The organism is Mesorhizobium sp. WSM4830, from assembly GCF_055811495.1.
The window spans coordinates 241836-263949 of record NZ_JBVVQI010000001.1; the positions used below are offsets into that span (position 1 = coordinate 241836).

The 22114-nt window shown below is 63.4% G+C and carries 21 protein-coding genes; 9 read left to right on the forward strand and 12 right to left on the reverse strand.

Features of this window, described 5'->3' with window-relative positions:
* Positions 1-3180, reverse strand: coding sequence for an efflux RND transporter permease subunit (locus AC0L2Y_RS01260; RefSeq protein WP_473553220.1), 3180 nt, complete (start codon positions 3178-3180; stop codon positions 1-3).
* Entirely contained in the window at positions 3174-3449 is a 276-nt protein-coding gene (locus AC0L2Y_RS01265; protein WP_352720687.1) for a hypothetical protein, read from the reverse strand. The genes AC0L2Y_RS01260 and AC0L2Y_RS01265 overlap by 7 nt, the downstream gene beginning before the upstream one ends.
* A 253-nt stretch (positions 3450-3702) precedes the next feature.
* Between AC0L2Y_RS01265 and AC0L2Y_RS01270 the strand changes: the two genes are divergently transcribed.
* Positions 3703-4284, forward strand: a complete 582-nt coding sequence (locus AC0L2Y_RS01270) for a TetR/AcrR family transcriptional regulator (protein WP_023716803.1) — start codon at positions 3703-3705, stop codon at positions 4282-4284.
* A 536-nt stretch (positions 4285-4820) separates the two neighbouring features.
* On the opposite strand, the gene AC0L2Y_RS01275 is transcribed toward AC0L2Y_RS01270, so the two are convergent.
* From AC0L2Y_RS01275 to AC0L2Y_RS01300, 6 genes are all read right to left on the reverse strand, one after another.
* The gene (locus AC0L2Y_RS01275; protein WP_473553223.1) at positions 4821-5843 is read right to left on the reverse strand and encodes a LacI family DNA-binding transcriptional regulator; all 1023 of its coding nucleotides are present in this window, start codon (positions 5841-5843) and stop codon (positions 4821-4823) included.
* 57 nt (positions 5844-5900) lie between these two features.
* The gene (locus AC0L2Y_RS01280; protein ID WP_473553227.1) at positions 5901-6695 is read right to left on the reverse strand and encodes an ATP-binding cassette domain-containing protein; all 795 of its coding nucleotides are present in this window, start codon (positions 6693-6695) and stop codon (positions 5901-5903) included.
* Between the two features lie 3 nt (positions 6696-6698).
* The gene (locus tag AC0L2Y_RS01285; protein WP_352489534.1) at positions 6699-7685 is read right to left on the reverse strand and encodes an ABC transporter permease; all 987 of its coding nucleotides are present in this window, start codon (positions 7683-7685) and stop codon (positions 6699-6701) included.
* Between the two features lie 107 nt (positions 7686-7792).
* Entirely contained in the window at positions 7793-8725 is a 933-nt protein-coding gene (locus tag AC0L2Y_RS01290) for a substrate-binding domain-containing protein (protein ID WP_352489535.1), read from the reverse strand.
* A 251-nt stretch (positions 8726-8976) separates the two neighbouring features.
* Positions 8977-9771, reverse strand: a complete 795-nt coding sequence (locus tag AC0L2Y_RS01295) for an SDR family oxidoreductase (protein WP_473553230.1) — start codon at positions 9769-9771, stop codon at positions 8977-8979.
* A gap of 73 nt (positions 9772-9844) precedes the next feature.
* Positions 9845-11002 carry a fumarylacetoacetate hydrolase family protein gene (locus AC0L2Y_RS01300; RefSeq protein WP_473553234.1) on the reverse strand — a complete coding sequence of 386 codons (1158 nt, stop codon included), beginning with the start codon at positions 11000-11002 and terminating at the stop codon, positions 9845-9847.
* A 225-nt stretch (positions 11003-11227) separates the two neighbouring features.
* Between AC0L2Y_RS01300 and AC0L2Y_RS01305 the strand changes: the two genes are divergently transcribed.
* The 7 genes from AC0L2Y_RS01305 (at position 11228) to AC0L2Y_RS01335 (ending at position 18738) form a co-directional block, all read left to right on the forward strand.
* On the forward strand, positions 11228-12511 hold the full coding sequence (locus tag AC0L2Y_RS01305; RefSeq protein WP_473553237.1) for an NAD(P)/FAD-dependent oxidoreductase: 1284 nt from the start codon (positions 11228-11230) through the stop codon (positions 12509-12511).
* Positions 12512-12595: 84 nt separating this feature from the next.
* Positions 12596-13483, forward strand: coding sequence for an ABC transporter permease (locus AC0L2Y_RS01310; protein ID WP_473553239.1), 888 nt, complete (start codon positions 12596-12598; stop codon positions 13481-13483).
* On the forward strand, positions 13480-14358 hold the full coding sequence (locus tag AC0L2Y_RS01315) for an ABC transporter permease (RefSeq protein ID WP_473553242.1): 879 nt from the start codon (positions 13480-13482) through the stop codon (positions 14356-14358). Before AC0L2Y_RS01310 ends, AC0L2Y_RS01315 begins: the two co-directional genes overlap by 4 nt.
* Positions 14343-15413, forward strand: a complete 1071-nt coding sequence (locus AC0L2Y_RS01320) for an ABC transporter substrate-binding protein (protein ID WP_473553245.1) — start codon at positions 14343-14345, stop codon at positions 15411-15413. The genes AC0L2Y_RS01315 and AC0L2Y_RS01320 overlap by 16 nt, the downstream gene beginning before the upstream one ends.
* A 179-nt stretch (positions 15414-15592) precedes the next feature.
* Positions 15593-16201, forward strand: coding sequence for a cupin domain-containing protein (locus tag AC0L2Y_RS01325; protein WP_473553248.1), 609 nt, complete (start codon positions 15593-15595; stop codon positions 16199-16201).
* Positions 16191-17276 (forward strand): ABC transporter ATP-binding protein, encoded by a 1086-nt coding sequence (locus AC0L2Y_RS01330; RefSeq protein ID WP_473553251.1) that lies wholly within the window; start codon positions 16191-16193, stop codon positions 17274-17276. Before AC0L2Y_RS01325 ends, AC0L2Y_RS01330 begins: the two co-directional genes overlap by 11 nt.
* A 34-nt stretch (positions 17277-17310) precedes the next feature.
* A complete protein-coding gene (locus tag AC0L2Y_RS01335; RefSeq protein ID WP_473553253.1) occupies positions 17311-18738 on the forward strand; it encodes an aldehyde dehydrogenase family protein in 1428 nt (475 codons plus the stop codon).
* A 126-nt stretch (positions 18739-18864) separates the two neighbouring features.
* On the opposite strand, the gene AC0L2Y_RS01340 is transcribed toward AC0L2Y_RS01335, so the two are convergent.
* On the reverse strand, positions 18865-19350 hold the full coding sequence (locus tag AC0L2Y_RS01340) for an SRPBCC family protein (protein WP_473553256.1): 486 nt from the start codon (positions 19348-19350) through the stop codon (positions 18865-18867).
* Positions 19347-19697 (reverse strand): ArsR/SmtB family transcription factor, encoded by a 351-nt coding sequence (locus AC0L2Y_RS01345; protein WP_352489544.1) that lies wholly within the window; start codon positions 19695-19697, stop codon positions 19347-19349. Before AC0L2Y_RS01345 ends, AC0L2Y_RS01340 begins: the two co-directional genes overlap by 4 nt.
* Before the next feature lie 172 nt (positions 19698-19869).
* On the opposite strand from AC0L2Y_RS01345, the gene AC0L2Y_RS01350 reads away from it, so the two are divergent.
* Positions 19870-20223, forward strand: coding sequence for an ArsC family reductase (locus AC0L2Y_RS01350; protein WP_473553674.1), 354 nt, complete (start codon positions 19870-19872; stop codon positions 20221-20223).
* A gap of 191 nt (positions 20224-20414) precedes the next feature.
* Here the strand turns inward: AC0L2Y_RS01350 and AC0L2Y_RS01355 are convergent, their stop codons facing one another.
* Both AC0L2Y_RS01355 and AC0L2Y_RS01360 read right to left on the reverse strand, forming a co-directional pair.
* A complete protein-coding gene (locus AC0L2Y_RS01355) occupies positions 20415-20771 on the reverse strand; it encodes a DUF488 domain-containing protein (RefSeq protein ID WP_473553259.1) in 357 nt (118 codons plus the stop codon).
* A gap of 57 nt (positions 20772-20828) precedes the next feature.
* Positions 20829-22085: an aminopeptidase gene (locus AC0L2Y_RS01360; RefSeq protein ID WP_473553261.1), complete on the reverse strand. Its 1257-nt coding sequence runs from the start codon at positions 22083-22085 to the stop codon at positions 20829-20831.
* Between the last annotated feature and the right edge of the window lie 29 nt (positions 22086-22114).

Sequence of the window (22114 nt, forward strand, 5' to 3'; positions counted from 1 at the left end):
CTATTCAGCCGCTTCGGCCAATGGCTCGAATGCGGGTTCGGCAGTTGGTTGTTCGGTCGCTTTGGAAACCGGTTCGCTCTCGCTGCGGCGCTCGCGCAGCTGCTCGATCACCGCGTAGAAGACCGGCACGAACACCAGCGACAGGATCGTCGCCGCGACCATGCCGCCAAAGACGGTGGTGCCGATCGACTGCCGGCTCGCGGCACCCGCACCTGTGGCGAACATCAGCGGCAGCACGCCGAGGATGAAGGCGAAGGCGGTCATCAGGATCGGTCGCAGCCGAAGCCGCGCCGCTTCCATCGCGGCGTCGACGATGCTGAGGCCTTCTTCGCGCCGGCGCCGGGCAAACTCCACGATCAGAATCGCGTTCTTGGCCGCCAGTCCGATCAGCATGACGAAGCCGATCTGCGAATAGACGTCGATCTGCATGCCGCGCAGCCACAGCACGACGAACGCACCGAACAATGCAAGCGGCACCGCCAGCAGCACCATGAACGGCATCGCCCAGCTCTCATATTGCGCGGCGAGGATCAGGAAGACGAAGACGATCGCGAGACCGAAGACTACGGATGCGATCGATCCCGCCTTGAGCTCCTGATAGGTGATGCCGGTCCATTCGTAGCCGAAATCTCTCGGCAACGCCGTGGCAGCGGCACGCTCCATTGCCGCCACCGCCTGGCCGGACGAAAAGCCGGGCGCGGCGCCGCCATTGATCAGGGCCGACGCATTGTTGTTGTAGTGCGGCACGGTCTCGGGACCGACGATGGGCACAAGCTTGCCCAGCGTGCTGAGCGGCACCATGCCACCCGACGCATTGCGGACATAGAGCCGCGAAATGTCGGCCGGACCCGCACGAGAGTCCTTGTCGGCCTGGATCGTCACCCGGAAGGTGCGGCCGAACAAGTTGAAATCGTTCACATAGAGCGAGCCGAGATAGATCTGCAGCGTATTGAAGACGTCCGGCAGGTTGAGCCCGAGCAGCTTCGCCTTGGCGCGATCGAGATCGTAGTTGAACTGCGGCGTCGAGGTAGAGAAGGACGAGAACAATTGCTGCGGGTTGAGCTCCGGCTGCTTGCGCGCCTCGGCAATCACCGCTTGCGTCGCATCGTTGAGCGCCACGCTGCCGCGGCCGGTCAGGTCCTCGACCTGGAACTCGAAGCCACCAGTGGTACCAATACCCGGGATCGACGGTGGGTCGAAGCTCAGCGCAAAAGCCTCCGGAATTTGCAGCAGCTTGTTGCGCACGTCGGCGACTAGCTTCGAGGCGCTCTGGTCGGGGCCGCGTTCGTCCCATGGCTTCAGGATGGCAAATTCCACCGCCGAGTTCGACTGCGCGGCACTGGTCAGGAAGTTCAAGCCGCTGATCGAGCCGACGATGTCGACGCCGGGCGTGTTCTGCAGGATGTCGCGTGCCTTTTGCGCCACCGCGTCGGTGCGTTCCAGCGAGGCCCCATCGGGGAGCTGGATGACAACGAAGAAATAGCCCTGGTCCTCGACCGGAAGGAAGGTCGAGGGCAGGCGCTGCCAGACGAAATAGGTCGCGACAAGTCCGGCCGCGAACACGCCGAGCATGATCCAGCGCAGGCGGATGAGAATGCGCACACCATTCGCATAGGCATGCGCCAGCCGTTCGAAGCCCATGTTGAACCAGCGGAACAGCACGAACTGCGTTTCCGGCCGGTGGCGCAGGAAGGCGGCGCTGAGCGACGGGGTAAGCGTCAGCGAGACGAAGGCCGAGATGCCGAAGGAGATCGCCACCGTCAGGGCGAACTGGTTGTAGAGCCGGCCGGACACGCCGGGAATGAAGGCGACCGGCACGAACACGGCCATCAGCACGGCGGTCGTGGCGATGATCGGGCCGGTGACCTCGGCCATAGCGGTGCGTGTGGCAGCCAGCGGTTTGAGGCCGGCCTCGAGCTGTCGTTCGACATTCTCGACGACGACGATGGCGTCGTCGACGACGAGGCCGATCGCCAGCACCATGCCGAGCAGGCTGAGCATGTTCAGTGAGAAGCCAAGCATATGCATGACGGCCAGCGTCGCCACCAGCGACACCGGAATTGCGATCGTCGGGATGATCGTGGTGCGCCAGCTTTGCAGGAAGATGAACACCACGGCGACGACCAGGACCAGCGCTTCGCCGAGCGTGATCAGCACGTCGTGCATCGAGGCCGAAACGAACCGTGTCGTATCGTAATGCATGGCGTAGCTGACGCCCTTCGGGAAGCGGGCCGACAGCTCCTGCATCTTGTCCTTGACGCGCTGCTGCAGATCGAGCGCGTTGGAGCCCGGCATCTGGTAGACCGCGAGCACCACCGTCGGGTCCTTGCCGAAGAAGGCCGACGAGGAATATTGCAGCGCGCCGAGTTCGATGCGCGCAACGTCGCGCAACCTGACCAGCGAGCCGTTCGCGGTATTGGCCCGCACGACGATGTCGCCGAACTCCTTGGGATCGCTCAGCCTGCCGACCGCGTTGACCTGCATCTCGAAGGCGGTGCCGGCCGGAGCCGGCGACTGCCCGATCTTGCCGGCCGCCACCTGGACGTTCTGCTCGGCGACGGCGTTCTGCACGTCGACGGCAGTAATGCCGAGATTGGCGAGCTTGTCAGGGTCGAGCCAAATGCGCATCGAATAGCGCCGCTCGCCGAAGATCTGCACGTCGCCGACGCCGGGCAGGCGCTTCAGCGGATCGACCACCTGCAGATAGGCGAGATTGCTCAGCGCGACCGGGTTGACGGAACCGTCCGGCGAGGTGAGGTCGACGATCAGGACGAAGTTCGGGTTCTGCTTCTTGATCGTCACGCCGCCCTGATTGACGATGGCCGGCAACGAGGACGCCGCCTGCGAAACGCGGTTCTGGACGTCGACGGCCGCCGTGCTCAGGTCGTAGCCAACGTCGAAGGTGATGGTGATCGTCGAGGAGCCGTCATTGGAGCTCGACGACGACATATAGGTCATGCCCTGGACGCCGTTGATCTGCTGTTCGAGCGGCGTCGTCACCGTGTCGGCGACGACCTGCGCGCTGGCGCCCGGGTAGTGGGCGCTGACCACGACCTGGGGCGGCGTGATGTCGGGAAACTGCGAGACGGGCAGGAGGAAATAACAGATCCCTCCGGCGAGCACCATGATGATGGCGATCGCCGACGCAAAGATCGGACGATGAATGAAGAAGTTTACCATGAGATGCACGCCTCGCCCGATGCTCTGGCCCGGCCAAAGGCCTTGGCCACCCTGGACAGCCGCCGGCTGCGCATTGAGCCGGAATCTTCGAGAAAGCCGAAATCTTGCAGGGGGCGGCGCGGCGCATTGCGGCGTTCGGCCTGCTCATCCGCCAGCGCACGCAGCATCGCCTCGAAAGACCGCGGGTCGACACGGTCGGCCTTCATCAGCATGCGGATCATCGGATCCCTCACGACTTCATCGATCGTCAGATCATTGCGCTGCGACATCGAAGCGGCTCCTGCTTTTTGGCGATCCGCGGCAGGCCGCGGATCGGGTGTTCTCCTGCTCGTCGGCCGAGGCCGTAAGGTGCGGTTCGTCCCCTTGCCGATCGCGGCGGGGCGGGTGGCCGGCACTTGCGAGTTTGACATGATGCAATGCGGGTGTTACAGGTAAGTAACATCTCTAACGTTACAGACCGGTAACACCCTAGTCAAGAGGTGCACCGAGGGAATTTCGGGAAACGCAATCACGGAGGTTTTGATGACAGACGGTGTTGTGGAGCGTGTTCGCCCCCGGGACAGGATCCTGGAGACGGCACGGGACATGTTTCACAAGCATGGCATTCGCGGCGTCGGCATCGACGCCATTACCGAGGCCGCCGGCACCAACAAGATGACGCTCTACCGGCATTTCGAGTCCAAGGACGACCTGATCATCGAATGTCTGCGGGCGACCGCCTGCAGCGCCAACGCGATGTGGGAAAAGTTCGAGGCCGAGAATCCGGGCGACAAACTCGCGCAGCTGCACGCCTGGGTCCGGATGGCGGCCGATTGCCTGATGTCCGACCGTCGCGGTTGCGACATGGCCAACGCCGCCATCGAGCTGAGCGAGACCGATCATCCGGCAAGGCAAGTGATCAAGGAACTCAAGGAAGCGCAGCGCGAGCGTCTGGTCTCGCTGTGTCGCGATGCCGGTATCGGACAGGCCGAACTTCTTGCGGACACGCTGTCGCTGTTGCTCGAGGGCGCCCGTGTCAGCCTGCAAAGCGTCGGCGCCGAGGGCCCGAGCGCGCAGTTCGTCCGCATGGCGGAAGGCCTGATCACTTCTTTCAGGGCCAGATAATCTCGCGAGCGGCGAAACGATCCGTGGCGTTTCGATTGCGCGCCGCGCCGCCGGGTGATGTCTCGTCCCCTGTGCCATCTCGCGTGTCCCTTGTCGGTCCTCGCATCATTGCCGGCGCGGCGTTGTTTGCTGCTCGTGAGGCAGGATAGGGCCGCCGGCGAACCGGTGCGAGTGACAAGTGTGACAGGATTCTGCCCGCCAAGCCGCGGCGATCGCAGCCAAGCTCACAGACCCGCGGATCAACAGTCGTGTCCTGGTCACGACCCCAAGCGTCGGCCGCTATCCCAGAGCCGGAATAAAAAAAGCCCGCTGCCGGGAGGAGGTGGCAGCGGGCTCGATTTCGAATACGGCACGGGAGGAGGTGTACCGCACTCAGCGTCGGCATCGCATCTGGGAGGAGTAGATGGCCGACACCTGCGAAACTATCGATTGCCCAATGATTCGGCAACCACAAAAGTTGCATAGGTGATGTGCAGATTTGCGGTATCAACCGAATTTTAACGATCGAGGCCCGAGCGCCATCGCCTCGCGCGACATCACTGCACCGGGACATTTTCCTTGAAGATCAGGCGCGGCTCGATAAATTTCCGCGTCAGATAGGGCGCCGACGAGGCGATCGAGCCGAGCAGGCGAATGACCGACTGTTCGGCAATCAACCGCGCATTCTGGTCGATCACGACGTCGAGCAGATCGTCGACCAGATAGCCGCGCGTCTCACGCGTCAGATCATGGCAGATGAACACCGGTTTCTTCCGCGGCCTGGCTTCGAGCAATGCTTTTGCCACGCCCGAGCGCCCGGCGCCGATACAGTAGATACCGAGCAGCTCCGGCTCGTTGTGCAGCGCCTTCATGGTCGCGGTATAACTGACCTCCGGCTCGTCGTTGATCTCGACAGCGCTGGTGACGGTCAGGTTGGGGAACTCCTCGCCGAGCACGGAGCGAAAGCCCATTTCGCGCTCCTCGTGGCCGCGATAGGATCGTGAGCCGACGACCATCGCCAGATGGCCTTGGCGGCCGCCGAGGAACCGTCCCATCAGCAGCGCCGCGGTGCGGCCGGCCACCCGGTTGTCGATGCCGACATAGGCCGACCGGGGCGCGCCGGGAACATCGGACACCAGCGTGACCAGGCGGATGCCGGCCTCGACGATCTCGCGCAGGATGTTGCGCGTTCGCGGATGGTCGATGGCGATGACGCCGACCCCGTCCGCCTTGAGCGAGAGGTTTTCGACGGCCGCCTGCAAGGCACTCGGCGAGATGCCGGCGAGCTTGTGGATGCGGCAGGAGGCGACCAGCGGCAGGCGCGCCGCATAATCCTCGATGTGCCTGGCCAGATCGGCCATGAAGGCATTGCTGCCGATCGGCAGGAAGAATTCGAGATGTGCCGGCCGCGAGGGCAACGCGACCTGGTCGACGACCGGCAGATAGCCGAGCTGCTTGGCCGCCTCCATTACGCGCTGCCGGTTGGCGGCACTGGCTCCCGGTCGGTTGTTGAGCACACGGTCGACCGTCGCGGTCGACAGGCCGCAGCTTCTGGCAATATCCGAAACGGTGGCTTTCATATCGCAACCATGTGGCGATGCGATCCAGTGCCTCGACGATAAGCCCGGCCCGGCTGCTCAGCCGGGCCGTTGCGTGCCCTCGACCAGCGCGTCATGGATCTCCTTGTCCGACATGCCGGTGATGACGCGTTCGACTTCGGCGACGCTGGTCTTCTTCGGGTCGATATCGTCGGCGACCACCTTGCCGCGGCGCATGACGACGATGCGGTCGACCACCTGGAAGACATGATGGATGTTGTGGGCGATGAAGATGCAGGAATGGCCGGAATCGCGGGCGTTGCGCACGAAGCTCAGCACGCCTTGCGTTTCGGCGACGCCGAGATTGTTGGTCGGTTCGTCGAGGATGATGAGGTCGCTGTCGAAATGCATGGCGCGCGCAATCGCCACCGCCTGCCGCTCGCCGCCGGAGAGCGAGCCGATCGGCGTCGTCGGCGGGATGTTCTTCGAGATGCCGACCTGCTTGAGCAGGTCGCGGGCAACTACGTTCATCGCCTCCTGGTCCATGCGGTTGAGGAAACGCGGCGGCTTGATCGGCTCGCGTCCGAGGAACAGGTTGCGGGCGATCGACAGCTGCGTCACCAGGGCCGAGTCCTGGTAGATCGTCTCGATGCCGTGGGCGATGGCGTCGCTGGTGCTACGCAAATTCACCTTCTTGCCTCGGATGAAGATGTCGCCGCTGGTCAGCGGGACCGCGCCCGATAGCACCTTGATCAGCGTCGACTTGCCGGCGCCGTTGTCGCCGAGCAGCCCGACGATCTCCCTTTCGTTGACATGGAAATTGGCATCAACCAGCGCCTGTACACGGCCATAGGACTTGCGGATGTTTTCCATGCGGACAAGCGGTTCGGCCATGGTTCAAGTCCCTGCCTGATGCCGGCGTTCCAGCCATGAGTGGAGCGCCATCATGCCGAGAATGATGGCGCCGATGAAGATATTGTAGGCAAGGCCGGGCACGCCGATCAGCACGATGCCGTTGCGCATCACGCGCAGGATCAGGATGCCGAGCACAGTGCCGATGATTGTGCCGCGCCCACCGGTCAGCGCCGTGCCGCCGATCACCACCATGGCGATGACTTCGAGCTCGTAGCCGGTGCCGCTGTTGGGGTTGGCCGCCGAGGTGCGTAGCGAGGAGATGACGCCGGCAAGCGAGGCCAGGATCGACGACAGGATGAACAGGCCGATCTTGACGCCGCTGACATTGACGCCGCGCGCCCTTGCAGCACTCGGGTTGCCGCCGGCCGCCTGGATCCAGTTGCCTGTCCGGCTTTGCGTCAGCACGTAGCCGAGCGCGATCGCGGCGGCGATGAACCAGAACAATGACATGTAGATACGGAACGGCCCGATGAAGAAATCGCCGACCAGCGCTTCCGCCAGCCAGCTGCCCTCGGCGCTCCAGGTCCGCTGCGGAAATCCGTTGGTGACGAACAATGCGGTGCCGCGCACCACCAGCAGCATGCCCAGCGTCACCAGGAACGACGGGATCTTGAGCTGCGTCACGAACCAGCCATTGACCAGTCCAATGAACGCAGCGACCACCAGCGCGATGACGAAGGCGGCTTCGAGCGAGGCGACGCCGCTGTTGAAGAGGGTCCACATCAAGACCGGCGAGAAGCCGAACAGCGACCCGACCGACAGGTCGAATTCGCCCGATGTCATCAACAGCGTCATCGCCAGCGCGATCAGCCCGAGCTCGACCGTGAACGCCAGCGTGTTCGAGATGTTTTGCGGCGACAGGAAGTCGTGGTTGATGCCCCAGAACACAGCAATCTCGACGACGAGCAGCACGAACGGCCCGAACTCGGGCCGCGCGATCGAGCGTTGGATAAGAGAACGATTTTCCACCTTGGACCCGCGATAGGATTGGATTTGGCCGAGACCGCAACCGGCTTCGGCGGAATGATGAGACGGTCACGGCCGCCGAAGCGGCCGTGACCAACTCGATCGCGGATTTATTTGCCGGACAGGATCTTGTCGTAGACTGCCGCGGTGTCCTTCTCGTAGAGCGCGCCGGTGATCACGTCGAAGCCGGGCGGAATACCGCTCGCCGCCATGTTGGCGAGCGAGAGCGCGACATAGCTGGTCGCCTGCGGATCCTGCCACTGGCCGGCATTGACGTAGCCGTTCAGCACCTCCTGGGTTGTGTCGAGCGAGTTGCCCCAGCCGACGACCGGGATTTCGCCCGGCTTGACGCCGACCTGGTCGAACACCCGCTTGATCGAACCGGTGACAAGGTCGCCGAGGCCGATAACCGCCTTGACCTTGGCCCTGTTGGCGGTGAGGTAATCGACCATGCGGTTGATCACTTCGGCCTGGTCGAGCGTCGCTTCGGTGATTTCGTAGGTGATGCCGAGCGGCTCGAACACGCTCTTGATGCCTTCCTCTTCCTGGACGCCATAGGTGGCGCCGGGAATTTCGACCGGCATCCAGACGAAGTCGCCCTTCTTCACCAGGCCCTTGTCGACCAGATATTGCGCCCAGTGCTTGCCGAAGGTGACGTTGTCGCCACCGACATAGGCGTTGAAGTCCGCCTTCGGGTCGGGCGTGTTGAAGTTGATGATCGGGATGTTCGCCGCCCGCGCTTCCTTGACGATCTCGACAAGGCTGCCCGGATCGGGGCTGGTCGTGGTGATGCCGTCGGCCTTGGCGGCGATTGCGGCGCGGACGGCTTCCTGTTGCGACGCCACGTCGCCGTTGTGGAACGAGGTGTTGACGGTATTGCCGGTGTCCGCCGCCCATTGCTTGGCGCCGGCAAGGAAGTAGGTCCAGACCGGATCGGCTGGGCCGCCATGCGAAATCCAGTAGAACGTCTTGGCCTGTGCCGCGGCCGGAATGGCCAGCGCCATCACCAAGCCAAGTACAAGCAGTCTTAGCCTCGTCAGCATTTGATTTCCTCCCATTTGAACCGAACTCCTCCTCCGACGACGATCACCGCGAAAAGCCGTGCGCGGCCAAAACGGTGGTCGCATTTTGCCAGCGTCGACCTGGACGCATTAGAGCATTCCCTTTTTCGATCGATGGCAAGCCTCGATTGCCAATGGACGTTGGCGCAAGGCACCACGCCATCAGCAATCCCATCAGATTGCATCAGTTTGGCTGATATTTTCCAGGCGGCCGACGATCGGCCTTGCGACCGTCATGCAATGCCGCGCGGCGGCGCGCCGAGCACGGATTGCTCTAGGTCGATAAGCGTCCCGGTCATCAGCCCGGAGGCGTCGCTGAGCAGGAACAGCGTTAGCTGGGCGACTTCGTCCATGGTCAGCAATCGACCAAGCGGCAGGCCGGCGGCGGCGATCTTTGCCCAGTTTTCGCCCTTGCCCAGCGTGCGCGCCTGCATCTCTTGTTCGGCCGGCGTCGCTACCCAGCCCATGTTGATGCCGTTGACGCGGATGCGATCGGAAAGATGCGCGTTGGCAATGTTTCTGGTCAGCGTCGAAAGCGCGCCCTTGGTTGCGGAATAGATGGCAAGGTCCGGCGCACCGCAATGCGCATTCACCGACAGTATGTTGACGATGGCGCCCGCCGCCCGCCGTGTCTTGATGTCGGCTACGGCCGCCTGCATGAGGAAGAACGGCGCGCGCGCATTGACGGAAAACAACCTGTCCCAGTCGTCGATTGTGCCAGTTTCCAGCGAGGCCCGGTCGGTGAGGGCCGCGGCGTTCACCAGACAATCGATGCGGCCGAGTCTTTTGATCGCTTCCGCCATGACAGCTGCAGGCGCGGCCGGATCTCCAAGGTCGGCCTGGATGAAGACGACGGGCCGGCCTGGTCGTGAAAGCTCTTCGGCGATGCGTCTGCCACGCTCGGCGTTGCGGCCGACAATGGCGATCCCTTCGCCGCCGCCGGCTGAGGCCAGCCGGGCGATGGTCTCGCCAAGCCCTTGCGTCCCGCCGGTAACGACAAGGGTCTTGCCCTCAAGAGCGACGATCAATGGACTCTCCCGAATGCCGACGAGCAGGTAATTTCCAATCAGAGAATTCTAGAATCTATCGGATGTTGGGCTGTTAGATGAGGTCGGCCCTTGCGAGGTCGCGCATCAGATGGCTGGCGCCGTAGGTCCAGTGTGGGCAGTCGGGCGACAGCCGCACGCGGTTGACCAGGGCACCGAACTTCTCCGACGAGATGGTGACGATGTCGCCGACCTTGTGGGTAAAGCCCTTGCCTTTTTCGCCGCGATCCTTCGACGGCACGAACATCGTGCCGAGATAGAGCGCCAGCCCGTCCGGATACTGGTGGTGCGGCCCCATGGCGGCGGCGACCAGCTCTTCCGGCGAGCGGCTGATCTCGGCCATCGAACTGGCGCCCTCCAGCGAGAACCCATCCTCACCCTCGACCTTCAACCGTACGATCGCCTGCTTCACGTCGCCGATGGAAAACGCCTCGTCGAACAGCCGGATAAAGGGGCCAAGTGCTGCCGAGGCGTTGTTGTCCTTAGCTTTGCCGAGCAGCAGCGCCGAGCGCCCCTCGACGTCGCGCAGATTGACGTCGTTGCCGATCGTCGCCCCGACAATCCTGCCGCTGCTGGCGGCAATCATGGCGATCTCCGGCTCCGGATTGTTCCATGTCGAAACCGGATGCAGGCCGACATCGGCGCCGAAGCCGACCGAGGCCATCGGCTGGCATTTGGTGAAGATCTCGGCGTCGGGGCCGATGCCGACTTCGAGATATTGCGACCAGGCGCCGCGCGCAATCAGCTTGGCCTTGATCTTCATTGCTTCCGGCGAGCCGGGCTTGAGCTTCGACAGATCGTGGCCGATCAGCCCGGCGATGTCGGCGCGAATGGCGTCGGCCTTTTCGGCCGAGCCGCGCGCCTGCTCCTCAATCACCCGTTCGAGCAGGCTGACGACAAAGGTGACGCCAGATGCCTTGATCGCCTGCAGGTCGACGGGGGACAGCAGGTATGGTTTCCCCGGATCGCGCGCTGTCTCGAAACTGTTGGCGGCAATGGCATCGAGCGGACCGATCGGCCGCCCCTTGGCCGAGCGGACGTGCCCCGCCGGATCCGGGAATTCGCAAACGTCGCGTACGGTCGGCGCCACATTTGACGTGATGTCGAAGACCGTGCCGTCACGCACCGTGACCACCAGCGGATGGGAAGCATCGCTCGCCTGGGCGCGGCCTACGAAGAGGCCTTCGGTGGGCAAATGTGTGGCGTTCGTCATGGCTTACATTTCCTGTTGTCTTGTCCTTCGGCCGCGGCACTTTCAACAAATTCCCGCCAAAGGTCTATCCCGCTTGCAGGGGCGAGCTTTGTCAATTCTTTCAACCAGTCTTCGCATCGCTGGACCTTGATCGAGGCTGACGTGCGCCAACGGGAGGGAAAACGCTCTTTCAAAATAATGAAACCGTCGCTAGGGTTTTCACCTACTGAAATCTCCAGGTGACGCTTGCTCCTACGGTTTTCCGATCCAATCTGGCAGAAGCCGCGGACAGCCACCGCGTTCCAGTCGCTTTTTCCAGCCGGCCAATGCGTCGATGTCGTCATCGTCGGCGGCGGCATTCTGGGTCTGTCAACGGCCTTGCACGCTGCCCGGCTCGGCCTTGCCGTCCAGGTGCTGGAGGCCGGCGAAATCGGCAGCGGCGCGTCCGGCCTGAACGGCGGCCAGGTCATTCCCGGCCTGAAATACGATCCGGACTGGCTGCTGGAGCATTTTGGTCTCGAGCGCGGCGAAGCGCTCGTCAACTTTGCCGCCTCGACGGCGGACGCCGTTTTCGAATTGATCCGCGACGAAAGAATGGCGGTGCCGTTCGTCCGCAATGGCTGGATCCAGGCCGCGCATACCGAGACCGCGCTGAAAGCGGCGGCGAACCGGGATCGGCAGTGGCGCGCCCGCGGCGCCGATGTCCGGCTGCTGAGCGCGACGGAGATCGCGACGATGACCGGCGCGCAGGGCTATCTCGGCGGCTGGCTCGACCGCCGTGCTGGTGTCATCGATCCGCTCGCCTACATATCGGAACTGGCGCGCGTCGCTGCAGCGGTGGGCGTAAAGATCGCCGAGCGCCAGAACGTGATGCAGATCAGCAAGGATGCCGGCATTTGGCACGTTTCGACGGAAAGTGGCGCCGAACTCAAGGCCAAGGCGATCGTTCTGGCGACCAACGCCTATACAGGCGGCCTGCTTCCCGGCCTCGCCGAGACGATCGTCCCGCTGCATTCCTTTCAGATCGCGACAGCACCGCTATCGTCCAATCTCGCGGCGGCGATCCTGCCGGACGGGCAGGCGGTTTCGGATTCGCGCCGCATCCTGGTCTATTACCGCAAGAGTGCCGACGGTCGGCTGGTGCTTGGTGGGCGCGGCCGCATGACTTTGCCGAACGGCCCGGCGGACTGGGCGCATCTTGAACGCGCGCTGCTGCGGCTCTACCCGGCGCTTTCCGATGTGGCCATTGAAAAGCGCTGGTTCGGCCGGGTGGCAATGACGCCGGACCATCTCCCGCATATCCACGAGCCAGAGAAGTGTTTGCTGGCGGTCGTCGGTTGCCAGGGCCGCGGCATCGGTCTGATGACCGCGCTTGGTGAGCGCATCGCCTCCTACCTGTCGAGCGGCGACACCAGGCAATTGCCGTTCCCGATATCGCCGATCCGGCCGATCCCGTTTCACGCGTTTCGGCAGGTCGGCGTTGCCGCGACCATCGCCTGGTACCGGATGGTGGACGCCTTCGAACGCTGACGTTCATGCCCAAGCGTGAAACAGCTTGACAGCTTCACCAATATGAAAAAAGCTTGGTCGATTTCAAATTATGATGGGCAGTCGATGTCGACCATCGCCGCAACGCAGCCGCTGCCGGAAACCCGGTCTTCGCCGGGTTTTCGCTTCGCCATGCTGCTGCCCGGCGGGTTGGTCACCTTCTTGCTGATCCTTTTCGCGCTTGGCCTGGTGTTCTTCCTGGCCTTTCGCGGCAATGACGGCTCGCTGCTGGGGGCCGGTTTCACCCTTGCGAATTTCGTCACGGTGGCCACCGATCCGCTGTACTGGACGGTGACGCTGCGCTCGCTTGGCATCGCCGGCCTGGTGACGCTGGCAACCGTCGTCACCGCCTACCCCGTTGCCTACTATCTGGCTTTCCATGCCGGGCGGCGGCGTGGGCTGCTGCTGTTCCTGCTGACCCTGCCGTTCTGGACCAGCTATCTGCTGCGCGTCTTCGCCTGGAAGATCGTGCTTGCCTATAATGGCGTCCTCAACTCGGCATTGATCGAAAGCGGCCTCTGGTCGGAGCCGACATTGGCGTTCTTGAATACGCCGGCAGCGGTCGTCGTTACGCTTGCCCACGCTTATGCCCCGTTCGCCATCCTGCCCATCTATGTGGCGCTGGACACGATCCCGAAATCGCTGCTCGAAGCCGCTTCCGATCTCGGCGCAAAACCGTTCACCAGCTTTCGCCGCGTCGTGCTGCCCAATTCGATGCCTGGCGTGCTGGCTGCGGCCCTCGTCGTCTTCGTGCCGACCGTCGGCGACTATGTGACGCCGGCGCTGGTCGGTGGTCCGGCCAGCACCATGATCGGCACGCTGATTCAGGCCGAGTTCGGCAAGGCCAATGACTGGCCATTCGGCGCCGCACTTGCCGTCGCCGTCATGCTGGTCATTCTCGCCGTGGTGCTGGTGGTGCGCTTCGCCGACCGCCGATACGGCAGCCGCACATGAACACGGCGCGCCTGGACGCAAAGCAAGGCGGCGGCTGGCTTGGAGCCTACGTCCTTGCCTATCTGGTGTTCCTGTATCTGCCGATATTGCTGATCCCGCTGTTTTCCTTCAACAATTCGATCCAGGCGGCATTTCCGCTGCAAGGCTTCACGCTTGAATGGTATGGCACGCTGGTCGGCAATTCGGCGTTGTCCGGTGCGCTTGCCACCAGCCTCATCATCGGCGCCATTGCCGCCACCGGCGCAACGCTCTGCGGCATCACCGTGTCCTATATAGACCTCTACGGCCGCTCGCCGCTGGCCGCAACGATCAGCGCCATTGCGCGGCTGCCGATCCTGATCCCCGGCGTTATCATAGGCATCTCGCTGTTGATCCTGGTCAATCTCGCCGGTTTCGGGCCGTCGCGCATTGCCATTGTGCTCGGCCACATATTGGTGGCGCTGCCGACGACGGTGGTGGTCATGCGCAGCCGCTTCGCCGCCATCCCGAAGACCATCCGTGAGGCAGCGCTCGACCTCGGCGCCTCGGACTGGACGACCTTCAGACGGGTGATGCTGCCGCTCAGCCTGCCCGCCATTATTTCGGCGTTCATGCTGGCCTTCCTGACCTCGTTCGACGAGTTCATCGTCGCCTTCTTCCTCGCCGGCTCCGAGCCGACGCTGCCGCTTTATATCTGGAGCCAGCTGCGCTTCCCGAAATCGCTGCCGACCGTCATGGCGCTCGGCACCGCGATCCTGGCCGTGTCGTTCGTCATCGCCGCACTCGCTGAAATCCTGCGCCATCGCGGGCTCGCTGCCACCCGGCGGCCAGCGCCCGCCAACCTGTCAAAACCAGAAGAAACCGAAAGAGGAGAACTGCAATGGCATTCGACCTGAAATCAATAACGGCAAAGACAGCGAAAACCGGACTGGCCGCCTTCGCGCTGGCACTTGCGTCGACTGTCGCCTTTGCCGGCGACAAGCTGCAATATTTCACCTGGTCGGGCTATGAACTGCCCGACTTCAACAAGAGCTTCCTCGCCGCGCACCCCGATGGTGTCGAAGCCTCGATGTTCGGCGACGACGACGACGCTTTCACCAAGGTCAAGGCCGGCTTCCGCCCCGACATCGCGCATCCCTGCTATGACAAGGTGGCGCGCTGGAACAAGGAAGGCCTGCTGCAGCCGATCGACACCAAGCGCATCAAGAACTGGGATTCGATCTTCCCGGTCTTCAAGAACCTGCCCGACCTGCAGGCCGGCGACGGCAAGGTCTGGATGGTGCCGTGGGACTGGGGCAACACGTCGATCCTCTACCGCACCGATCTGGTGAAGAATCCGGAAGCCAGCTGGAACCTGCTCTGGGACAAGCAATATGCCGGGCGCATGGCGACCATCGATGCCGTCCACGACACACCGGTGGTGGCGGCCCTCCTCGCCGGCGTCAACCCGTTCGATATGACACCGGAACAGATGGACAAGGTGGCGGAAAAACTGCGCGAGCAGCGCCCGTTGCTCTCGAACTACACCACCGACATGACCTCGGTCGAACAGGCACTGGCGAGCGGCCAGCTGGTCGCCGCCATGACCTGGAACGCCTCGGCCACCTCGCTGAAGAAGCAGGGCGTGCCGGTCGAGTTCATGAAACCGAAGGAAGGCATGCTGACCTGGGCTTGCGGTTTCGTCATGCTCAAGGACGCCAAGAACGTCGACCTCGCTTATGACTTCATCAACAGCCGGCTTGAGGCGGACTCCGGAAAATACCTGATCCAGGCCTACGGCTATGGCAGCTCGACCAGCTCGGCTTTCGCCGCCGTGCCGAAGGAGGAGCTGGAGAAACTGCAGCTGCCTTCCGATCCCGAGGTGATGCTGAAGACCACCATCTTCACCGGGCCGATGAAACAGAATGACGAACTCGCCAAGATGTTCGAGAAGGTCAAGGCAGGCGGCTGAGCCTGGTTCTTCCTTCTCCCCTTGTGGGAGAAGGTGTCGCCGAAGGCGACGGATGAGGGGTGTTCCAGATGACACCGACGGCACTCCGTCCAACACCCCTCATCCGTCTCAGCGCTTCGCGCCGATCCACCTTCTCCCACAAGGGGAGAAGGGAAACCTTACCAAACAAGGACGAACGAATGGACATGCTGGACGAAGCGGCTGAGAAGCCGAAGGACGACGCCGACGTCAGGGTCGGCCGGCGAGTGCGGGCGCTCAGGCTGGAGCGCAATCTCTCGCTGGCCGAACTTGCCGCCAAAGCCGGCGTGTCGATCGGTGCGCTGAGCCAGATCGAGCGCGGCATGTCGTCATTGCGGGTACGCGTGATCTGGCCGCTTGCCGCCGCCCTCGACATCGAGCCGTCGGCGCTCATCGTTGACGGCAACGATGTCGGCAACGACCTCTATTGCGTGCGCGCCAACAGCCGGCGTCAGATCCCGGTCAAGTCGGAAGGCATCGCCAAGGCGCTGCTGTCGCCGCCGGCCGCCACGCTGACCGGCATGCTGGTGACGGTGGAAGCCGGTGGCGGCACCGCCGAAGCCTACGCCCATGCCGGCCATGAATTCGGCTTCGTCCTGTCGGGCGAGGTCGAGCTGGTGGTCGATTCGACCAGATACGGGCTGAAGGCCGGCGACAGCTTCGCCTTCAAGAGCACGTTGCTGCATGCCTTCCGCAATCCGGGCAGCGAGCGTTGCCAGATCCTGTGGGTCAACACCACCAAGCCGTCCGAGGTTCGCGATGGCGCCTGATCCGCTCGTCCGGCTGGACAAGGTCTCCAAGATTTTCCCCGGCGGCATCGTCGGGCTCGACACCGTCGATCTCGATATTTCGCGCGGCGAGTTCCTGACCCTGCTCGGACCGTCCGGCTGCGGCAAGACCACCAGCCTGCGGGTCATTGCCGGCTTCGAGAGCCCGTCGAGCGGCAGGGTCCTGCTCGAAGGGCGCGACATCACGGCGCTCAGGCCCTTCGACCGCCCGGTCAACACCGTATTCCAGGATTACGCGCTGTTCCCGCACATGAACGTCGCCGAAAATGTCGGCTTCGGCCTGTCGCTGCGCAAGCTCTCCGGTGCCGAACAGGCAAAGCGCGTCGGCGCAGCGCTCGACATGGTCGGCCTTGCCGAAAAGCTCGGCGCCCGCGTGTCCGAATTGTCGGGTGGCCAGCGCCAGCGCGTCGCGCTTGCCCGCGCCATCGTCTGCGAGCCGCGTGTGCTGCTGCTCGATGAGCCGCTATCGGCGCTCGATGCGCATCTGCGCGAGCAAATGCAGGTCGAATTGAAGCGGCTGCAGTCGCGGCTTGGCACCACTTTCGTCATGGTCACGCACGACCAGACCGAGGCGCTGTCGATCTCTGACCGCATCGTCGTCATGAACAAGGGCCGCATAGAGCAGATTGCGCCGCCGGCGACCCTTTACGACCGGCCCGCCACCAAATTCGTCGCCAGCTTCATCGGCACCATGAACCTTCTGCAGTCGCGCTTTGTCGGCCGTGACGGCGAGCGCTTGCGGTTCATCGCCGGCGCTCTGCCGCTGGAAGCGATTTCGGATAGAGGAGAATTGCCTGCCGAGGGCACGGTGCGCACCATTGGCGTGCGTCCGGAGGACCTTTTGGCCACGACCGAGGCCGCGGCCGGTACTGCACCGGTGCGGGTGAACAGCATCGTCTTTCACGGCCGCACCTTGCGCCTTCATGCAGAGCTCGGGCAGGGGACACAGGTGGTGATCGACGCACCACGCCGGACAGAGGGTTTTCAATTCAGCGTCGGCGACGTGGCGCATATCAGCCTGCGCCGCGGCGCCAACTGCCCTATGCTGCCCAGCTAGTCTGACTCATTTCCAGAAAACCGGAGCACAGCCCATGAGCAATCATCTCAATTTTTTCATCGGCGGCAAATGGGTCGGCCCCGTGGTTCCGGCAACGCTGGATGTGATCGATCCGTCCACTGAAGAGGTCTACACCAAAATCTCGGTCGGCTCGAAAGCCGATGTCGACAAGGCCGTGGCGGCAGCCAAGGCGGCATTCCCGGCCTTTTCGCAAACGACCAAGGCCGAGCGCCTGAAGCTACTGAAGCGCATCCTCGAAGTCTACAATGAGCGCTACGAAGACATCGCCCAGGCGGTCAGCCAGGAAATGGGCGCGCCGATCAGGTGGGCGCGCGAGGCGCAGGCCTGGGCGGGCAGGGCGCATATGGAAGCCACCATCAAGGCGCTTGAGGACTACGAATTCAGTGAGAAGCGCGGCACCACCATGGTGGTCAAGGAGCCGATCGGCGTCTGCGCGCTGATTACACCGTGGAACTGGCCGCTCAACCAGATAGTCTGCAAGGTGGCACCGGCCATCGCCGCCGGCTGCACCGTCGTTTTAAAGCCTTCCGAAATCGCGCCGATCAGCGGCATCATCTTTTCCGAGGTGATGGACGCAGCCGGCACGCCGAAGGGCGTCTACAATATGGTGAATGGCACTGGTCCCGATGTCGGCCAGGTCATGGCCGGCCATCCCGATGTCGACATGGTCTCGTTCACCGGGTCGACCCGGGCTGGCATCATCGTCGCCAAGACGGCGGCCGAGACCGTCAAGCGCGTCGCGCAGGAGCTGGGCGGAAAATCGGCCAACATCGTGCTGCCCGACGCCGACTTCGAGACGGCGGTGCGCAAGGGTGTCAACGCCTGCTTCGGCAATAGCGGCCAGTCCTGCGATGCGCCGACCCGCATGCTGGTGCCGGCCGCCCGTCACGACGAGGCGCTGACGATCGCCAAGAAGGCCGCCGAACGGCACAAGGTCGGCGACCCACGCTCCGAGGAGACCAAGCTCGGGCCGGTGGTCAGCAACATCCAGTTCGACAAGATCCAACGGCTGATCGAGGCAGGCATCGCCGAGGGCGCGACGCTGGTCACCGGCGGCCCCGGCCGGCCGGAGCACCTCAACCGCGGCTATTATGTGCGGCCGACCGTTTTCGGCCACGTCAGACCCGGCATGACCATCGAGAAGGAGGAGATTTTCGGGCCGGTCCTGTCGGTCATCTCCTATGATGACGATGATGATGCGGTGAAGATCGCCAACGACACCGTCTATGGGCTGGCAGCCTACGTGCAGTCCCGGGATATCGACCACGCGCGCAAGATTGCCGGCCGGCTGCGCGCCGGGCAGGTCTCGATCAACTATCCGGAATGGGACACGTTCGCGCCCTTCGGCGGCTACAAGCAGTCCGGCAACGGCCGCGAATACGCCGACTGGGCCATCCACGATTTCCTCGAGATCAAGGGCATCATCGGATACGGCGCCTGAGCCTTCGACATTGGCATCACGCCAACCGTCAAGTTTGTTGCAATGGTTGGTGCCTTCGGCACCGGCGTTCGCTTGAACGGCCACGACGATTCCGTGGCCGCAATGTGAGTGCGAAGCAGGGTCGCCTCAGATCGTCTTGAGATAGCCGGCCAACTGATCCGCCACCGTGCCCCAGCCGTCGTAGAAGCCCATCTCCTCGTGGCTGTTGCGCGTTGCTTCGTCGCGGTGGATGGCGGTGGCGGTGTAGCGCGTCGTCTCGCCATGCGATTGCAGCGATATGACCGCTGTAATGAATGGATCGCCTGACGGCCGGTAGCCTGGCAGCAGCGCATCGGTCCACACCAGCCGCTCGTTCTGGACGATCTCGAGGTAGCAGCAACGCCTGTCGTTGATCTCCTTGCCGTCGGGCGACTGCATGCGGGTGCGGAACAGGCCGCCGGGCCGCAGGTCGATCTCGCAATCGGTGATGATCCACGGCTTCGGCGTGAACCATTGTCGGACATGCTCGGGCTTCGTCAAGGCCGTCCACAGCAGTTCCCGTGGCGCCTCGATCGTCCGTTCGAGCACGAGGTCGAGCTTCGGATCGGGCTGGAACAACGGCACCATATTCATCTGTCTGTCTCCTTGAGTTTCAGCACGTAATCGTCGAACTGGTCGAGACGGCGCTCCCACAGCGCACGCTGCTCGGACAGCCAGTTTTCCGCGAGCTTCAGCGGCTCCGGCGCAAGCCGGTAGGTCCTGACGCGGCCTGCCTTCTCCGAATGCACCAGCCCGCAGCCTTCCAGAACCCTGAGATGCTCGATGAAGGATGGCAGGGCCATCTCGAACGGCTGCGCAAGCTCGCTGACCGAGGCGGGGCTTCGGTTCAGTCGCTCGACCACGCGTCGCCGGGTCGGATCGGCGAGCGCCCGGAAAACGCCGTCGATCGGCTGGGGGCTTTCGGTCTGCAGGCTCGTCATGGTCGTTTCCTTGCCTCGGCCATTCCGCGTGACAGAGTTGGCTTAGAAAACACTTAGGGAAATTCCTTACTATTGGCAAGCGCGAAAATCGCAGATGCCCGGCGAGGCCGCTGGAAAACCGAGAGGCGCGGTTTTAGGGTGCCGTCAGATTCGACTGGTCCGAGGACGCGTTTTGACGATCACCATGTACGGCATCACCAATTGCGATACGGTCAAGAAGGCGCGTGTCTGGCTGGCGAGCCATGATGTTGCCTATCGCTTTTACGACTACAGGGCAGACGGGCTTGACGCGGATCGGCTGAACGGCTGGTCAGGCAAGGTCGGCTGGGAAATCCTGCTCAACAAGGCGAGCACAACGTTCCGTGAACTGTCGGAGGAGGACAGACTGGGCCTGGACGAGAACAAGGCCAAGGCGCTGATGCTGGCCAAACCAACGATGATAAAGCGACCGGTGCTGGAAATCGGCGACAGGATTCTCGTTGGCTTCAAGCCTGATGTTTATCAGCAGGCGGTGAGTGGGAAATAGGACCGACCCGCCGCGATCCGTCGCGCCCCCCTCTGTCCTGCCGGACATCTCCCCCTCAAGTGGGGAGATTGGCAGCTTCGCCGAAAGCGCCCTTCGTTGGAGACCAGCGAAAGCCGAAGTGACATCCAATCTCCCCACTAGAGGGGGAGATGGCCGGCAGGCCAGAGGGGGGCGCTGTCCCGCCGGCGTGACTAATTGATCCCACGCAAATAGCTCGCCAGTGCCACCGCATTATTGTGGGCCTCGTCATGGGCGCCGTAGAGCAGCGTCACCCGGCCTTTGCCCAGCAGAGCGCGCAGTTCCGCCACCGCCTCGCCGTTCCGGTCGAGCTCATCGCGGTATCGCCGCTGGAACTCCGCCCAGCGCGCCGGCTCATGGCCGAACCATTTGCGCAACCCATCGCTTGGCGCGATGTCCTTCAGCCATAGTGTCAGTGCCGCGTCCTCTTTGCGGACGCCGCGCGGCCATATGCGATCCACCAGCACCCGCTGCCCGTCATCGGGCGACGGCGGCTCATAGATGCGCTTGACCGCGAGCTCCATTGCCAACTCCGCATGGGCCAGCAGGCGACGCTGCTTGCCGGCTTTCGCTTACAGATCCCCGGCCTAAACCCACTCGCCCTTGCGCATCACCGGCACGCGGCTGCCGTCCTTATGGACGCCGTCTATGTCGATCTTGTCCGAGCCGATCATCCAGTCGATGTGGATGAAACTCTTGTTGCCGCCGCGCGCCGCGATCTCGTCCTGGCTGAGCGAGGCCCCGTCGACGAAGCACTTCGAATAGCACTGGCCGAGCGCGATGTGGCAGGCGGCGTTCTCGTCGAACAGCGTGTTGAAAAACAAGAGCCCGCTCTTTGCGATCGGCGAGGAATGCGGCACCAGCGCCACCTCGCCGAGACGGCGCGAGCCTTCGTCGGTATCCAGCACCTTTTGCAGCACATCCTCGCCCTTCGTGGCCTTGGCCTCGACGATACGGCCCGCCTCGAAACGCACCGCAATGCCGTCGATCAGAGTACCCTGATAGGACAGCGGCTTGGTGCTGGTGACATGACCCTCGACGCGCCTTGCATGCGGCGTGGTGAAAACCTCTTCGGTCGGGATGTTGGGGTTGCAGGTGATGCCGTTCTTGGCGGTCGAGGCGCCGCCCATCCACTCGTGGCCATCGGCCAGCCCGACGGTCAGGTCGGTGCCGGGGCCGGTGAAATGCAGTGCGTGGAAATTGTGGCCGTTCAGCCATTCGGTGCGGCTCTTCAACGCCGCATTGTGCGCCGTCCAATTGCCGATCGGGTCTTCGACATCCACCCGCGAGGCGGCAAAGATGGCGTCGGCAAGCTTGGCCACGGCGACGTCTTCGGCGTCGTCCGGGAAAACCTGCTTGGCCCAGGCCTGATCGGGATAGGCGACGATGTTCCAGTTGATGTCGAAACCGGTGATCTTCTCCAGCGCCGGCTGGTAGGCCATCGAATTCGCCTTGTTGGCACGCGCCACCCTTGCCGGGTCTTGAGAAGAAAGCAGCGACGGATCCTCGCCGCGCACGGCAAGCCTCGCCGCATTGCTGGCGAAGGCTTTTGCCATGCCTTCATAGAGCCAGCCGGCGGCGCGGTCGAAACCAGCGTCGGCGCCGTACCGGAAGCGCGCCAGCGTGATCTCGTCATCGTTGAAGATCGGCGTCACCAGGCCCGCACCTGCCTTGTAGGCGTGCTCGACGATCCGCCGCGTCAAAGGCAGCGCTGCAATAGACGAGGTCAGCACCAGATCCTGACCGGGCTGCAATTGCAGCCCGACCTTGACGGCGACCTCCGCCAGCCTGTCGAGCTTTACCGGGTCGATGGTTGCGGAAACGCCGCGCGAATGTGTGGTCATGATCCTGCCTGCCGTGATTGGGGACTGTT

Coding starts and splice junctions, on each gene's coding strand:
- AC0L2Y_RS01280 (WP_473553227.1), bottom strand. CDS start 6,695: ATGGCCGAACCGCTTGTCCGCATGGAAAACATCCGCAAGTCCTATGGC.
- AC0L2Y_RS01335 (WP_473553253.1), top strand. CDS start 17,311: ATGAGCAATCATCTCAATTTTTTCATCGGCGGCAAATGGGTCGGCCCC.
- AC0L2Y_RS01275 (WP_473553223.1), bottom strand. CDS start 5,843: ATGAAAGCCACCGTTTCGGATATTGCCAGAAGCTGCGGCCTGTCGACC.
- AC0L2Y_RS01360 (WP_473553261.1), bottom strand. CDS start 22,085: ATGACCACACATTCGCGCGGCGTTTCCGCAACCATCGACCCGGTAAAG.
- AC0L2Y_RS01260 (WP_473553220.1), bottom strand. CDS start 3,180: ATGGTAAACTTCTTCATTCATCGTCCGATCTTTGCGTCGGCGATCGCC.
- AC0L2Y_RS01320 (WP_473553245.1), top strand. CDS start 14,343: ATGGCATTCGACCTGAAATCAATAACGGCAAAGACAGCGAAAACCGGA.
- AC0L2Y_RS01325 (WP_473553248.1), top strand. CDS start 15,593: ATGGACATGCTGGACGAAGCGGCTGAGAAGCCGAAGGACGACGCCGAC.
- AC0L2Y_RS01345 (WP_352489544.1), bottom strand. CDS start 19,697: ATGACGAGCCTGCAGACCGAAAGCCCCCAGCCGATCGACGGCGTTTTC.
- AC0L2Y_RS01270 (WP_023716803.1), top strand. CDS start 3,703: ATGACAGACGGTGTTGTGGAGCGTGTTCGCCCCCGGGACAGGATCCTG.
- AC0L2Y_RS01340 (WP_473553256.1), bottom strand. CDS start 19,350: ATGAATATGGTGCCGTTGTTCCAGCCCGATCCGAAGCTCGACCTCGTG.
- AC0L2Y_RS01290 (WP_352489535.1), bottom strand. CDS start 8,725: ATGCTGACGAGGCTAAGACTGCTTGTACTTGGCTTGGTGATGGCGCTG.
- AC0L2Y_RS01265 (WP_352720687.1), bottom strand. CDS start 3,449: ATGTCGCAGCGCAATGATCTGACGATCGATGAAGTCGTGAGGGATCCG.
- AC0L2Y_RS01310 (WP_473553239.1), top strand. CDS start 12,596: ATGTCGACCATCGCCGCAACGCAGCCGCTGCCGGAAACCCGGTCTTCG.
- AC0L2Y_RS01315 (WP_473553242.1), top strand. CDS start 13,480: ATGAACACGGCGCGCCTGGACGCAAAGCAAGGCGGCGGCTGGCTTGGA.
- AC0L2Y_RS01300 (WP_473553234.1), bottom strand. CDS start 11,002: ATGACGAACGCCACACATTTGCCCACCGAAGGCCTCTTCGTAGGCCGC.
- AC0L2Y_RS01330 (WP_473553251.1), top strand. CDS start 16,191: ATGGCGCCTGATCCGCTCGTCCGGCTGGACAAGGTCTCCAAGATTTTC.